Here is a 13,839-nt window from a genome sequence, read left to right as displayed (position 1 = left end):
CTCGTTCTTCGAAAGGGAAACCATGGCCACCGTCTCCCCCACTCTGATCGACATCGTCCTCCCCGCAACGCCGGGCGGCAGTTTCGGCCTCGCCGCGGTGCTGGGCGTCCCGGCCGGGCCCGGGCCGTGGCCGGGTGTGGTTCTCGTGCACGAGGCGTTCGGGCTGAACGACGTGATGCGGCGCCAGGTCGAGCGGATGGCCGCGGCCGGCTACCTCGCGCTGATGCCCGACCTGTTCAGCGAGGGCGGCGCCCGCCGCTGCCTGGTCGCCACCTTCCGGTCGCTCTCGGCGGGCGAGGGCCGGGCGTTCGTCGACATCGAATCGGCCCGCACCGCGCTCGGCGCCCGCGCCGATTGCACGGGCGCGGTCGGCGTGCTCGGCTTCTGCATGGGCGGCGGTTTCGCGCTGGCCGCGGCGGCCCGCGGCTTCGATGCGGCCTCGGCCAACTACGGCATGCTGCCCGGCGGTTCCGACGCCGAGCTCGACGACGCCCTCACCGGCGCCTGCCCCATCGTGGGCAGCTACGGCGGCCGGGACAGATCGCTGCGCGGCGCGGCACGCCGCCTGGATGCGTCGCTGAGCCGGCTGGCCGTCCCGCACGACGTGGTGGAATATTTCGGCGCCGGGCACGCGTTCCTCAACGACGCCGAGAGCGGCCCCGTCGCCCTCCGGTTCGCCCTCAAACGCTTCCTCGGTGCCGGTCCAGACCCCGTCGCGGCCGCGGACGCCTGGCGGCGAATCGACGCGTTCTTCGCCGAGCACCTCGCGACGGATGCCCCCGCGGCATCCCTTGACAGTTAGATATCAAACAGTTAGAGTTCTAATCATGCAGGACGCAGAGCACTCCCTCACTTCAAGCCTCCACCTCTTCCGCTGGATCGGATGGGCGCAGATGAAGGCCGGTGAGGACTGGATCAGGGAACGCGAGCTCAGTCATGCCCAGAGCTTCGTGCTCGGCTACCTGGTCCAGAATCCTGGGGCGATCCAGCGCGACCTCGCCGAGGTGAGCCGCACAACTGCCGCGAGCGTCTCGAGCCTTCTGCAGGGGCTCGAACGGCGCGGCCTGGTGGAACGGCGCACCGAGGACGGTGATGAGCGGAGAAAGCGCGTCTATGCGACGTCCGCAGGAGCCGACCTCATCTCGGGGTTCGACGACGCGATGGCCGCGGCCGGGGAGACCATCCTCGGTCCCCTCGACGAGCATGAGCGAGCCACCCTCAACGCCCTGCTGCTGAAGATCACCGCAGAACTGCCACAACCCACCCGCTAGGGCCCGGGCCACCCGCCCCGGGCGCCCCGGGCTCGTCACAGCCGGCCATGCCGGCGTCATTCGGCGCGCCCGAATCCCTCTCCCCTCTCCCTCCTCCCCTTCCTTGCCGCACCGGCCGTTGTCGGTGCGCGCTCGAACCTGCCCGGAAAGAAGCAGCCATGAGCCCCAGCACCCCCGATTCCACAGGCCCGTCCGACGTCACCGGTACCAACCGCTGGTACCTCTCCACGGCACCGATCGTGCGCGCCCTGATCCACCTCTGCGTGCCGATGGCTGCCGCTATGATCGTCGGCGCCCTCTACAACCTCATCAACGCGGGCGTCGTCGGGTCGCTTCACGACACCGCGCTGCTCGCCGCGATCACCCTCGGCTCGCCGATCCTCGGCCTGGTCATGGCGGTCGGCAACGTGTTCGGCGTCGGCGGCGGCGCGATGATCTCGCGGCTGCTCGGTGCCGCGGAATACGATCCCGGCGCGGCGGCACAGATCAAACACGTATCGTCGTTCTCCTTCTGGGGTTCCCTGATCGCCGGGGCCGTCATCGGCTCCGCCGGGCTGCTCCTGCTGAAGCCTGTGGTGTCGCTTCTCGGCGCAGACGGCGCGGCCGCGCCGGCCACCACGGCCTTTGTGGGTGTCATGCTCGCGTTCGTGCCCGTGCTGGCCGCAGCCGTCTGCCTCGAGCAGCTCGTGCGCGCGGAGGGCGCGGCCCGCCAGGTCATGATCGGGCTGATCGCCTCGGTGATCGCCAACCTGGGGTTCGACCTGCTGTTCATCCTCGTGCTGCACTGGGGAGTCGCTGGAGCGGCCCTGTCGATGGGGCTGGCCAACCTCGGCATCGTCGGCTATTTCGGCCTCTGGCTCGCCCGGAACAGCGAACACGCGAGCCTGGCACCGCGGTGGTTCACACTCTCGCCTGCCGTGCTGCGGCCCGTGCTCGGCGTGGGTGTGGGAACCCTGTTGCAGTCCGCCTTCCTGATCGTGACCGCGCTGGTGCTCAACAACCTCGCGGCCACCTACGGCGACGGTCCCCTTGCGGCCATGGGCGTCGCCGTGCGCATCGCCCAGGTACCCGAATTCCTGGTCATGGGGGTGACCATCGGTGTGCTGCCGCTGCTCGCCTACTCCTACGGCAAGGGCGACCGGAATCGGCTCAGCGCGGCGTTGCGCGCATCCTTCACCGCTGTGGCCGCCATCTCGGTGCTCTTCGCGTCCGGCGTGTTCGTGTTTCGCGAGCAGGTCTTCGCCGCGTTCGTCGCCAACCCCGACATGCTCGGCATCGGCGTCGCCATCCTCACGGCCCAGCTCGTGGCCATGATCGCGAACAGCTTCACCGGGCTCTTCACCTCGCTGTTCCAGGCCACCGGACGGGCAGCGGCGGCCACCGTGATGTCGGTCACGCAGGGTGTGTTGTTCCTCCCGATCGTCGTTCTCGGCAACCTCTGGTTCGGCCTGCCCGGCATCATCTGGGCGCTCACCGTCACCGAGGGTGCCGTGTTCCTGGTCGGCATCGCCATGTGGTTCGCCTCCCGGGCCGCGATCGAGCGCGGCTTGGCCGACGGCAGCCCGGAGCGCGCCGAGGAGGCCCTGGAGCACGCCCAGGGCTGAACAGGCCGCTGGGCGGACGTGTTACTCCAGGGTGGCGGCCACCGCTTCGGGCGCGGCGGCGGGGGCGGCCTCGGCCAGGAGGGAGCGGGCGGCGAGGCCGATGATGGCGCTGTAGGTGGGGTAGGCGAAGCGCACGTGGGCGAGGGTGGCGACGTCCACGCCCGCGGCGATGGCCGTTGTCACCGACTGCACCACTTCGATGGCGTTCTCCCCCACCGCGTGCGCACCGAGGATCAGATCCCGGCGGCGGTCGGAGATGAGCATCAGGAAGCCGCGTTCCCGGTCGTCGATGACGGCCCGGTCCAGGCTCGCGTACGGCACGGTCGCCACGACGCAGAGCGGGTCCCTGGCGCGAGCCTGCTCCTCGGTGAGCCCCACCCCCGCATAGTCGGGGTCGGTGAAACCGCCCGCCGGCAGCAGGTGGTGCGGCGTGCGCCGGTTGGTGCCGAGTACGGCGTTCTCGGCGGCGGCCTCGCCTTCGAACTGGGCTGCCTGCACGAGCATGTCCCGGCCGTTCGCGTCGCCGACGGCGAAGATGTGCGACACCTCGCTGCGGAAGTACTGGTCCACGGGGATGGCCGAGCGCACGGTGGCGACGCCGGCGTTCTCCAGACCCAGGTCGTCCACATCCGCCGGCCAGCCGGTGGCCATGATGACGGCGTCGAAGCTGTCGGAGACGGCCTCGCCGCCCGCCTGCCAGGTGAGGGTGATCGAGCCGTCGGCATCACGCACGAGCGATTCGACGGTGCTGATGCCCGTTTCGACCCGGGTGCCCTGCTCCCGGAACGCCGTGCTCACGGCTTCCGAGACAGCGGCGTCCGAAGCCATCAGGATGCGCGGCGCCACGTCGAGCAGGGTCACCCGCGAGCCGAACGAGCTGAAGATGGTGACCAGCTGTGCTCCGGTGTTGCCGCCGCCGATCACCGCGAGTCGTTCGGGCAGGGCGGGCAGGCTCAGCACGTGCTCCGGCACCGTCGCCAGCTCGGCGCCCGGGATCGGCAGCCGCCGGGAGTGGCCGCCCACACAGACCAGGATGTTGTCGGCGCTGATGCGGCGCCCCGAGCCGAGCTCGACGGTGTGCGGGTCGACGAACCGGGCGCGGCCCTCGAGAATGAGGTCGATCCCGGCGTCGGAGAATCGTTCGGCCTCCCGCTTGATCGCCCGCACCCGGTCGACGGATTCGGTGACCCGGGCGGCCGTGGTGCGCCAGTCGAAGCGCTCGATGACGGCCTCGATGCCGTAGGTGTCGGCGGTGCGCACCTCGCGCATGAGCCGGGCGGCCTTGGCGAGCGCCCGGGTGGGCACGCAGCCGGTGTTGACGCACGTGCCGCCGGTGCGGTCGGATTCGGCCACGGCGACGCGCGCGCCGAGTTCCGCCGCGCGCAGGGCGGCGGAGGTTCCGGCCGGGCCGGCTCCGATGACGAGCACGTCGTAGTGCGAGATGGCGGTGGGGGGAACAGCAGACATCGGGACCTCCGGGCAGCGAACGGAACACTGACACTGCCAGTCGGGGCTGGGAATCGGCCCCGACCCCCGACTCTCAGCCGGCGCTCGAATTGCGCTTGACGTCCTTGCTGGCCGCCCGGCCGGCCTTCCGCAGCGCCTTGTTGCGGGCATCCTCGGATTTCATCAGCGTGCGGGTTTCGTCGAGGTCGCCGATCAGCGGGCGCCACCACGAGGCGGCGGGGTCGGCATCCACCAGGATCGTGCGGATGAGCAGGGTGAGTGGAATCGCGAGGATGGCGCCGATGGCGCCCAGCACGATGGCCCAGAACAGCACGGACGCGAAGGTGAGCGACTGGCTCAGCGCCACCGCGTTGCCGACCACCCGTGGCTGCACGATCGACTGCACGACGGCGTTGATGATCGCGTAGATCACGATCACCGGCAGCGCCAGCGCCCAGCCGCCGACGAGGAAAGCGAACACCGTGGGCGGAATGATGGCGATGAAGTAGCCCACATTGGGGATGAAGCTGCAGAGGAAGGACAGCAACCCCCAGAGGAACGCGCCGGGCACACCGAGCAACACCAGGGCGAGAGCGTTGAGCACCCCCTGGGCGATGCCGAGCAGGGTCGTGGCCACCATGTAGCGGCGCACGCTGGAGGCGAAGTCGGTGAGGGCGGCCACCAGGGTGGGCCGCGAGGGCCGCAGCTGGCTGAGCAGTGTGGGCAGATACCCGGCGTCCGCAGCCATCAGGATCAGCATGGTCAGCACGATCACCAGGGCCACCGTGACGTTGGTGATACTGCCGAACAGGCCCGACACGAGCGGCACGAGGTTGCTCGGGTCGAAGCTCGACTCGACGGCCTGCACCTGGGCGCTGCCGAATCCGATGCTCGCCAGCCAGGTGGCGATGGAGGCGCCGATGTCGCTGATCTGACTGGCGAACTGCGGCAGCAGCGCGGCGAATTGGCCCAGCGCCAGGCCGAGCGCGGCGACGAATGCGGCCAGCACCACGAACACCGTGGCCACGACCGACCCGGTGGCCAGCCCCCGGGGCACGCCGCGGCGTTCGAGGCCGCGGCGCACCGGATGCGCGCAGATCGTGAGCACGAGCGCCAGCAGGATCGGCGCGGCGATGCCCGCGATGGCCGCGAGCCCGAAGACTGCCACGGTGGCCCCGCCCAGGCCGAGGAGGATCGACGTGCTGCGGTGCATCAGCGCCGGGGCGACCGCGCCGGCGGCGACCAGTTCCGGTTCGATCGTGCCGGGCACCGTGGGCGCCTCGACGCGAGCCCTGCGGTGTCGACGTCGCCACATGGGGGCTCCCTCCGGGGTCGGAACTGCGTGCGCCGGCCGTGACGGCCGGTCTCAGCCACAGTGTCCACCCCCGGTGCGCCCCGTGCCCTCACCCGGTTCGGGTGAGGTGGCGGTGTCAGTCGATGCGGTGTCAGAGTCCGGGCAGGTGCCGGATGTTGGACCTGGCCATCTGCACCGCTTCCCCGACCCCGCCGTTGAGCACGGTCTTGGATAGGGCCAGGGCGAACCCCTTGACCTGTCTCGCGGTGACGTTCGGCGGCAGCGACAGCGCCAGCGGGTCGGTGACGATGTCGACCAGGGCCGGGCCGTCGTGGGCGAACGCATCCGTCAGCGCGCTGCGCAACAGGCCCGGGTCCTCCACCCGCACGGCGAAGAAACCGAGCGCGGCGGCCACAGCGGCGTAGTCGACGGCCGGCACATCGACCGCGAAGTCCGGGTAGCCGTCGACGAACATCTCGAGCTTGACCAGGCCGAGGGTGGAGTTGTTGAACACCACGACCTTCACCGGGAGTTTCTGCGCCGCGATCGTGATGAGCTCACCGAGCAGCATGGCCAGCCCGCCGTCGCCGCTGATGGTGACCACCTGGCGGTCGGGGTAGGCGCTCTGTGCGCCGATGGCCTGCGGCACGGCGTTGGCCATGGAGCCGTGCAGGTACGAGCCGATCAGCCGGCGGCGGCCGTTGGGGGTGAGGTAGCGGGCCTGCCAGACGTTGCCCATGCCGGTGTCGGCGGTGACGATGGCGTCATCGGCGACGAGGTCGTCGAGCGTCGCGGCGGCGAACTCCGGGTGGATCGGCCGGCCGTGGTCGACATCCGTGTAGGTACCCACGACGCTGTTGAGCAGCTTCTCGTGCTTGGCGAGGGTGCGTTCGAGGAAGGACCGGTCGGCCTTCTTCGTCACCAGCGCCGTGAGGGCGGCGAGTGTGGCCGTCACGTCGCCGTGCACCGGGTGCGTCACGCTGGCCCGCCTGCCCAGGTGCGCCGGGTCGGTGTCGACCTGGGCGATGACCACCTTGTCGCCGTCGGGCAGGAACTGCTCGTAGGGGAAGTCGGTGCCGAGCAGCAGCACCAGGTCGGCGTCGTGGATGCCGGCGTGGGCGGCTCCGTAGCCGAGCAAGCCCGTCATGCCCACGTCGAACGGGTTGTCGTACTGGATCCACTGCTTGCCGCGCAGGCTGTGCCCGACGGGGGCGGCCACGAGGTCGGCGAACGCCACCACCTCATCGTGCGCGCCCTCCACCCCGGCGCCGGCGAAGATCGCCACGGTCTTGGCCTTGTCGATGGCGTCAGCCAGGGCCCGCACGTCGGCAGGGTCGGGCACCACGGTGGGGCGGCCTGGCAGCACCAGCTTGGGCACCGAGCCTGCGGCGGGAAGCTCGGCGACGTCACCGGGCAGCGTCACCACCGACACCCCGCCGAGCGCCAGGGCGTGCCGCATGGCCGCGTTGACGACCTTGGGCGATTGCGCGGCGGAGGAGATCAGCTCGCGGTAGTGCGAGCACTCCACGAAGAGCCGGTCCGGGTGGGTCTCCTGGAAGAAGCTGCTGCCGATCTGGGTGGTGGGGATGTGGCTGGCGATCGCGAGCACCGGCGCCCCGCTGCGGTGGGCGTCGTAGAGCCCGTTGATCAGGTGAAGATTGCCCGGCCCGCAACTGCCCGCGCAGACGGCCAGCCGCCCGGTCAGCTGCGCCTCCGCGCCCGCGGCGAAAGCCGCGGCCTCCTCGTTGCGCACATGCACCCAGTCGATGCCGCCCTTGGCGGAGCCGCCGGTGCGGCGCACGGCATCCACGACGGGATTGAGGCTGTCCCCCACGATGCCGTAGATGCGGTGCACCCCGGCGTCGACGAGCTGGGCGATGAGTTGGTCTGCGACGGTCTGAGCCATCGATCCAGTTAACTCCGCAGGGCGCCTGGGCCTCCAGCACGGCCGGGCACAGTCAGCGAACTCCCAGTCCCCTGTAACCCTGCGTTCGCACACCGTCCAGCCCGGTGCCTAAGCTCGGAGGATGACCCTGCGCAGCATTCCCCTGACCCTCGCCTCCGGGCAGGCCGTGACCCTCGCCGACTACGCCGACCAGGTCGTGCTCATCGTCAACGTCGCCTCGAAATGCGGCCTCACCGTGCAGTACGGCGCCCTCGAGAAGCTGCAGAAGACCTATGGGCCGCGCGGCTTCACGGTGCTCGGCTTTCCGTGCAATCAGTTCAAGGGCCAGGAGCCCGGAAGCATCGAGGCCATTCTCGACTTCTGCTCCACCACGTACGGAGTGACCTTCCCGATGTTCGACAAGGTCGAGGTCAACGGGGCCGACCGGCATCCGCTCTACGCCGAGCTCACCCAGACGAGGGATACCGACGGCACGGCCGGGGACGTCGGCTGGAACTTCGAGAAGTTCCTGCTCACTCCCGCCGGGGCCGTGCACCGGTTCCGCCCGGCGACGGTTCCCGATGCGCCGGAGATCATCGCGGCCATCGAGGCCGGCCTGCCGGTCAACGCCTGAGCGGGCCGGCAGAGCGGGCCGGCCGGGCGGCTCAGGCCCCGACGTCCTTCTGCCGGAGGACAAGCGCGGACAGGCCGCCCAGCACCAGAACGGCAAGGTAGAACAGCACAAGTGTCCAGGCATCCGTGCCGTTGGCGAGCGGACTGTTGCCGAACGCCGCGTAGTAGGGCGAGAGGCGGTGCAGCCACTCGAGGTCGGCGCTCTGGTTGGCTATCGCGTTGAACACGTAACCGATCACGGCCACGGCCGCCCCGCCGCCGATGCCCCACACCTTGCGGCCGGTGAGCGCCCCGCAGACGAGCGCCGCGCTGCCGCAGACCAGGGCGAGCCCGCCGAAGAGCAGGCAGGTGACGGCCAGGTTCGCAACGTCGATGTCGAGACCGGCCGGGCCGTTCCAGAACAGCACCACCAGGAACACCACGAGCGCCAGCGCGAGGACCTTCACGACGAGCGCCGCAAACCGCTGCGCCGCCACCTGCACCCGCGTGACGCCGTGAGCGAGGGTGAGCTCCAGCTGGCCGGATTCCTCGTCGCCGCCGATCGCCGCGGCACCCCAGCTGATCGCGGCGATGCAGATGAGCAGAAAGCCGATCAGCCCGAAGAAGGTGGACTGGGTGTACCCGGCACCCGTGTCGATCTGTTGGTAGTTGATGGTGCGGGTCAGCTCGGTCGGCAGGCTGTCGATGAGTTGCTGCATCTGCGGATTGCCGCCCAGGCTCGGGAAGATCGGCAAGTACAGGCACAGGGCCGCGGTGAGACCGACCGACCAGCCCAGCAACGAACGCCAGCCGTCGGTCAGCGCCTTGGTGAAGATCGGCAGGGCGCTGCGGCGCTCGGTCCCGGTGCGCGGCGGGGTTGCGGTGGCGGCGCTCATGAGCGCACCGCCTCGGTGCGAGCGACCTCGGGTGTGGAGTAGAGGCCTAACACCGATTCCTCGAGATCGGGTTCCTCCACGACGAGGTTCGTAAGTCGAAGCGGCGAGATGGCCTGGACGAACGGTGAGATCGCCCCGGTGAGGATCGCCGTGGCCTCGGCACCGGCTGTGGCCGGCCGGCAGTCCAGTTCGCCGAGCCCGGCCAGCGGCGACAATCTGTCGTACAGCTCCGTGGCCGTGATGCCGGTCGCGCTCATCCGCAGGTGCCGGATCGCGGTGTCACGGAGCGCCTCGACCCCGGCCACCGTGATGATGCGGCCGTCCCGCAGGATGGCGACCTGGTCGGCGGCCTGCTGGATCTCGCTGATCACGTGGGAGGAGAGGAACACGGTCTGGCCGGCCTCCCTGGCCTCGTCAACCAGCCCGAGGAAGACCTGCTGCATGAGCGGGTCCAGGCCGCTGGTGGGTTCGTCGAGTACCAACAGGTCGGGCTGGTGCATGAACGCCTGCACGATGCCGAGCTTCTGCTTGTTGCCCTTCGACAGGGTGCGCACGGTGCGGTCCAGGTCGAGGCCGAGCCGGTCGGCGAGTTCGTCGACCCGGCCGGCCGGCACGGGTCCGGAGATGTTGGCGTAGTGCCGCAACAGCCGCCGGCCCGTGATGCGTCCCTCGAGGATGAGCTCGCCGGGCAGGAATCCGATCCGACGCCGCAGCTCCGGTCCGGCGTTGCGGGAATCGGTGCCCAGCAGGGTGGCGTGGCCTGAGGTCAGCCGGATCAGGTCGAGCAGCGCACGCATGATGGTGGTCTTGCCTGCGCCGTTGGGCCCGATCACCCCGAACACGCTGCCGCGAGGCACGGTGAAGCTCACGGCGTCGAGTGCTACGGTGCTGCCGAATTTCTTGACGAGGTCGACCGCGACGATGGCGGGAGACGACTCGGAGTTCGAGGTACTCACAGTGCTGAGCCTAGGCATCCGCCAACCGGGTCACAAGGGCCATCTCTGCAACGTTGGAAAACGGATCGAAACCCCTTGCACGGGTTTCTACAACGTTGTAGATTGAGCCGCATGGCCGCCACCCTGCACGATGTCGCACTGCTCGCGAAGGTGTCGATCAAGACCGTGTCGAATGTCGTGAACGGGTATCCCTATATCAAGGACTCCACCAAGACCCGGGTGCTCGAGGCCATCGCCGCGCTCGGCTACCAGCCCAATCTCACGGCGCGCGGACTGCGCCTCGGCCGCACCGGCGTGATCGGGCTGGCGGTTCCCGAACTGCGGCTGAGCTACTTCGCCGAGCTGGCTGACGCCGTGATCCGGGCCGCCGACCGGCACGGCATCGGCGTGCAGATCGAGCAGACCAACGGCGACCGCGACCGCGAGCTCGCCCTCATCACCAGCGCCCGGCGGCAGCTCACCGACGGCCTGATTTTCAGCCCGCTGGGACTCGGCAACGAGGATGCGGCCCTCCTCGCCGTGGGCTACCCGCTGGTACTCCTGGGCGAGCGGATCTTCGACGCCCCGGCCGATCACGTCACCATGCGCAACGTCGAGGCCGCCGCGGCCGCCACCCGGCGCCTCCTGGCCGCCGGCCGAACGCGCATAGCCGTCATCGGCGCCCACGAGGGTGAGGTGTACGGGTCGGCCGCGCTGCGCATCCGCGGCTACCGCGACGCCCTGCAGGAGGCCGGCCTGCCCGTCGACGCCGCGCTCATCCGGCACTCGGACATGTGGCACCGGGCCAACGGTGCCACGACGGTGCGCGGCCTGCTCGAGACGGGTGTGCCCTTCGACGCCGTCTTCGGGCTCAACGACACACTGGCTCTTGGCGCGATCCGCGCGTTGCAGGCCGCCGGCGTGCGGGTTCCGGAGGACGTCTCGGTGGTGGGCTTCGACAACCTTGACGAGTCCGAGTACTCGCACCCCTCGCTCAGCACTATCGATGCCGGCCGCGACGAGATTGCCGACACCGCGGTGCGCCTCCTGCTCGAGCGCATCGCCGAGACCGGGCCGAAGGCGCCGACGCGCCGCGTGGAGGCCGACTTCCGCCTGGTCGAGCGCGAGTCCATCGGCCCCGACCGAAACGCACACCACCCCCACAACAGACAGGACCAGCCCGCGTGACCCGCACCCACATCACCGTCGACCGCACGAACGTGGTCGCCCCGCTGAACCGGCGTATCTTCGGCTCCTTCGTGGAGCACCTGGGCCGTTGTGTCTACGACGGCATCTTTGAACCCGGCCACCCCACCGCCAACGCCGACGGTTTTCGCCTCGACGTGGTCGAGCTGGTCAAGGAGCTGGGCTCCACGACCATCCGCTACCCCGGCGGTAACTTCGTCTCGGGGTACAAGTGGGAAGACGGCGTGGGCCCGCGCGAGACACGGCCGGTGCGCCGCGACCTGGCCTGGCACTCGCTGGAGACCAACCAGGTGGGCCTGGAGGAGTTCGGCCGTTGGTGCGAGCTCACCGGTTCCGAGCTCATGATGGCCGTGAATCTCGGCACCCGAGGCATCGAGAATGCCCTGGACCTGCTCGAGTACGCCAACGGCGAGCCCGGCACGGCCCTGGCCGACCAGCGGGTGGCCAACGGCCGCGCGGAGCCGTACGACATCCGGATGTGGTGCCTGGGCAACGAGATGGACGGCCCCTGGCAGATCGGCCACATGTCGGCCGAGGACTACGGCAAGATCGCCGCCCGCACCGCGTCGGCCATGAAGACCGCCGACAAGAACCTCGAACTCGTGGTCTGCGGCTCCTCAGGCTCGGCGATGCCCACCTTCGGCGAGTGGGAACGGGTGGTGCTCGAGGCGAGCTACGACAACGTCGACTACATCTCCTGCCACGCCTACTACCAGGAGCGCGGCGGCGACCTGGGCTCCTACCTGGCCTCATCGGTGGAGATGACCTACTTCATCGACACCGTCGTGGCCACCGCAGACCACGTCAAGCACAAGCTGCGCAGCCAGAAGACCATCCAGCTCTCCTTCGACGAGTGGAACATCTGGTACCTCGACGAGCACCAGGCCTCCGAGGAAGTCAACGACGAGTGGCGCGTCGCCCCGCGCCAGCTCGAAGACGTCTACTCGGTGGCGGATGCCGTGGTGCTGGGCAACCTGCTCATCACCCTGCTGCAGAACCACGACCGGGTCACCTCGGCGTCGCTCGCGCAGCTGGTGAACGTGATCGCACCGATCATGACCGAACCCGGCGGCGACTCCTGGCGCCAGACCACGTTCTTCCCGTTCTCGGTCACGTCGCGGCTCGCCCGCGGCGAGGTGCTGCGGCCGCGGATCGACACCGGCCGGTACGACACGGCCCTGCACGGCTCGGTCGCGCTGGTCGACGCCGTGGTGACGGCGGATTCCGAGACCGGCACGTCGGCCGTGTTTCTGGTGAACCGCAGTCAGACCGAGTCGATCGACGTGGTGGTCGACCTGTCCGACGTCGGCGCCGGCCGCATCGTCGAGGCCGTGACCCTGCACGACGACGATCCTTACGCGAAGAACACCCTCGCCGACCAGACCCGGGTGGGCCTGTCGCCACTGGCCGGGGCGGAGCTGGCCGACGGCATCCTCACGGTCACACTGCCGCCCGTCTCCTGGTCCGCCGTCGCCTGCGCTTGATCCCGGTTCGACCGACGCGACGGGAACCTGCGCGCAGCGGGGTGCCGCGGGCGGGGTCAGGCGCGGGGGCGGGGCGGGGCGGTGCTGGCTCGCACGATGAGTTCGGGAGCGATGGCCGGAATCTGCTCGGCGGGCTCCCCGCCCATCAGGTGCAGCAGCCGCTCGACGGCAACCCGGCCCACCTCGTCGAAGTCCAACCGGATGGTGGTGAGGCCGGGCTGGAAGTACCGCGCCTCGCTCATGTCGTCGAAGCCGACCACGCTCACGTCGGCCGGAACTCTACGCCCCTGCTCGGTGAGCGCCTTCATGATGCCGAGGGCCATGGCGTCGTTGGCGGCGAGCACAGCGGTGATCGTCGGGTTCTGGGCGATGAGCAGCCCGGCCCGGTAACCCGACTCTGCCGTCCAGTCCGTGGTGGCGAAGTCGGGATTCATCGGGCGCCCGCGCCCGGCGAGTTCCGAGAGCCAGCCGGAGCGCCGGGCGTCCGACGCCGTCCAGCCGGGCGGTCCGGCGACGTGCCACACGGTCTCGTGGCCGAGGTCCAGAAGATGTCGAGTGGCCAGCTGTGCGCCGAGGACATCATCCATGGTCACGGTGTGCGGTCCGGCCGGGGTTCCCTGCTCGAACCGCACGATGGGAACGGGGAGGTCCAGCCCGTCGAGCACCGGTGCCGCTGCAGACATCGGCGCGAGCACGACGATGCCGTCGACGGAGTCGCCGACCAGGGTGTCCAGTGCCGTGCGGATGGTGCGCGGGTCCACATCCGAAATGCTCACCAGGCTCGTCGAGTACCCGTTGCGGCGAGCCTCTTCCGCCACCCCGAACAGCACCATGGTCGAACCGTGCACCGGAAGCGAGTAGCTGATCACTCCGAGATTCATCGACCGGTTCGTCGCCAGCGCCCGTGCTGCGGAGTTGCGGTTGTACCGCAACTGCACGATGGCCTGTTCGACGCGCTCGCGCACCTCGGCGCCCACATTGGAGTGGCCGTTGACAACCCGCGACACCGTCTGCTGAGACACCCCGGCCAGCCTGGCCACGTCGATCATCCGTACGCTGCGCGGCGTCGGCACTGGTCGGGTCTCGGTCTGCATCCTCTCAGGATAAGACCACGAGCGGCGCAGCACTGAACCATTCAGCAGGGTGTGATAGCGCACTATCGTCGGCACACGACTGGACACAGTGCACATATGTGCGCTGGTCTCA

12 protein-coding genes are annotated in these 13,839 nt (G+C 69.7%); 6 read left to right on the top strand and 6 right to left on the bottom strand.

The features are described from left to right. Window positions 1-22: 22 nt before the first annotated feature. The 3 genes from DOE79_RS15595 (at window position 23) to DOE79_RS15585 (ending at window position 2,875) form a co-directional block, all read left to right on the top strand. Window positions 23-802 (top strand): dienelactone hydrolase family protein, encoded by a 780-nt coding sequence (locus tag DOE79_RS15595; RefSeq protein ID WP_120339303.1) that lies wholly within the window; start codon window positions 23-25, stop codon window positions 800-802. A 25-nt stretch (window positions 803-827) separates the two neighbouring features. Continuing rightward, window positions 828-1,271, top strand: coding sequence for a MarR family winged helix-turn-helix transcriptional regulator (locus DOE79_RS15590; protein WP_120339302.1), 444 nt, complete (start codon window positions 828-830; stop codon window positions 1,269-1,271). A gap of 158 nt (window positions 1,272-1,429) precedes the next feature. Beyond that, window positions 1,430-2,875 (top strand): MATE family efflux transporter, encoded by a 1,446-nt coding sequence (locus tag DOE79_RS15585; RefSeq protein ID WP_120339301.1) that lies wholly within the window; start codon window positions 1,430-1,432, stop codon window positions 2,873-2,875. 21 nt (window positions 2,876-2,896) lie between these two features. On the opposite strand, the gene DOE79_RS15580 is transcribed toward DOE79_RS15585, so the two are convergent. The 3 genes from DOE79_RS15580 to DOE79_RS15570 all read right to left on the bottom strand — a co-directional run bounded on the left by DOE79_RS15580 (window position 2,897) and on the right by DOE79_RS15570 (window position 7,521). Continuing rightward, complete coding sequence (locus DOE79_RS15580; protein ID WP_120339300.1) at window positions 2,897-4,342, bottom strand: dihydrolipoyl dehydrogenase family protein; 1,446 nt, start codon at window positions 4,340-4,342, stop codon at window positions 2,897-2,899. Window positions 4,343-4,415: 73 nt separating this feature from the next. Then, complete coding sequence (locus DOE79_RS15575) at window positions 4,416-5,591, bottom strand: AI-2E family transporter (RefSeq protein WP_245976976.1); 1,176 nt, start codon at window positions 5,589-5,591, stop codon at window positions 4,416-4,418. A gap of 175 nt (window positions 5,592-5,766) precedes the next feature. Next, a complete protein-coding gene (locus DOE79_RS15570) occupies window positions 5,767-7,521 on the bottom strand; it encodes a pyruvate dehydrogenase (protein WP_120339298.1) in 1,755 nt (584 codons plus the stop codon). 121 nt (window positions 7,522-7,642) lie between these two features. Between DOE79_RS15570 and DOE79_RS15565 the strand changes: the two genes are divergently transcribed. Beyond that, window positions 7,643-8,134: a glutathione peroxidase gene (locus DOE79_RS15565; protein ID WP_120339297.1), complete on the top strand. Its 492-nt coding sequence runs from the start codon at window positions 7,643-7,645 to the stop codon at window positions 8,132-8,134. Window positions 8,135-8,165: 31 nt separating this feature from the next. Here the strand turns inward: DOE79_RS15565 and DOE79_RS15560 are convergent, their stop codons facing one another. Continuing rightward, the gene (locus DOE79_RS15560) at window positions 8,166-9,008 is read right to left on the bottom strand and encodes an ABC transporter permease subunit (RefSeq protein ID WP_120339296.1); all 843 of its coding nucleotides are present in this window, start codon (window positions 9,006-9,008) and stop codon (window positions 8,166-8,168) included. Further along, complete coding sequence (locus tag DOE79_RS15555; RefSeq protein ID WP_245976975.1) at window positions 9,005-9,964, bottom strand: ABC transporter ATP-binding protein; 960 nt, start codon at window positions 9,962-9,964, stop codon at window positions 9,005-9,007. The genes DOE79_RS15560 and DOE79_RS15555 overlap by 4 nt, the downstream gene beginning before the upstream one ends. A 111-nt stretch (window positions 9,965-10,075) precedes the next feature. Between DOE79_RS15555 and DOE79_RS15550 the strand changes: the two genes are divergently transcribed. Both DOE79_RS15550 and arfA read left to right on the top strand, forming a co-directional pair. Continuing rightward, complete coding sequence (locus tag DOE79_RS15550) at window positions 10,076-11,131, top strand: LacI family DNA-binding transcriptional regulator (protein ID WP_120339294.1); 1,056 nt, start codon at window positions 10,076-10,078, stop codon at window positions 11,129-11,131. Next, window positions 11,128-12,633 (top strand): arabinosylfuranosidase ArfA, encoded by a 1,506-nt coding sequence (gene arfA, locus DOE79_RS15545; protein WP_120339293.1) that lies wholly within the window; start codon window positions 11,128-11,130, stop codon window positions 12,631-12,633. Before DOE79_RS15550 ends, arfA begins: the two co-directional genes overlap by 4 nt. A gap of 56 nt (window positions 12,634-12,689) precedes the next feature. Here the strand turns inward: arfA and DOE79_RS15540 are convergent, their stop codons facing one another. After that, window positions 12,690-13,727: a LacI family DNA-binding transcriptional regulator gene (locus DOE79_RS15540; protein ID WP_245976974.1), complete on the bottom strand. Its 1,038-nt coding sequence runs from the start codon at window positions 13,725-13,727 to the stop codon at window positions 12,690-12,692. Window positions 13,728-13,839: the final 112 nt, after the last annotated feature.

The sequence above is a fragment of the Cryobacterium soli genome, assembly GCF_003611035.1.
GTDB lineage: Bacteria > Actinomycetota > Actinomycetes > Actinomycetales > Microbacteriaceae > Cryobacterium > Cryobacterium soli.
The sequence above is the reverse complement of the archived record's forward strand: the minus strand, read 5'-3'. Positions and strand labels throughout refer to the sequence as shown.

Coding starts and splice junctions, on each gene's coding strand:
- DOE79_RS15595 (WP_120339303.1), top strand. CDS start 23: ATGGCCACCGTCTCCCCCACTCTGATCGACATCGTCCTCCCCGCAACG.
- DOE79_RS15590 (WP_120339302.1), top strand. CDS start 828: ATGCAGGACGCAGAGCACTCCCTCACTTCAAGCCTCCACCTCTTCCGC.
- DOE79_RS15585 (WP_120339301.1), top strand. CDS start 1,430: ATGAGCCCCAGCACCCCCGATTCCACAGGCCCGTCCGACGTCACCGGT.
- DOE79_RS15580 (WP_120339300.1), bottom strand. CDS start 4,342: ATGTCTGCTGTTCCCCCCACCGCCATCTCGCACTACGACGTGCTCGTC.
- DOE79_RS15570 (WP_120339298.1), bottom strand. CDS start 7,521: ATGGCTCAGACCGTCGCAGACCAACTCATCGCCCAGCTCGTCGACGCC.
- DOE79_RS15565 (WP_120339297.1), top strand. CDS start 7,643: ATGACCCTGCGCAGCATTCCCCTGACCCTCGCCTCCGGGCAGGCCGTG.
- DOE79_RS15560 (WP_120339296.1), bottom strand. CDS start 9,008: ATGAGCGCCGCCACCGCAACCCCGCCGCGCACCGGGACCGAGCGCCGC.
- DOE79_RS15550 (WP_120339294.1), top strand. CDS start 10,076: ATGGCCGCCACCCTGCACGATGTCGCACTGCTCGCGAAGGTGTCGATC.
- DOE79_RS15540 (WP_245976974.1), bottom strand. CDS start 13,727: ATGCAGACCGAGACCCGACCAGTGCCGACGCCGCGCAGCGTACGGATG.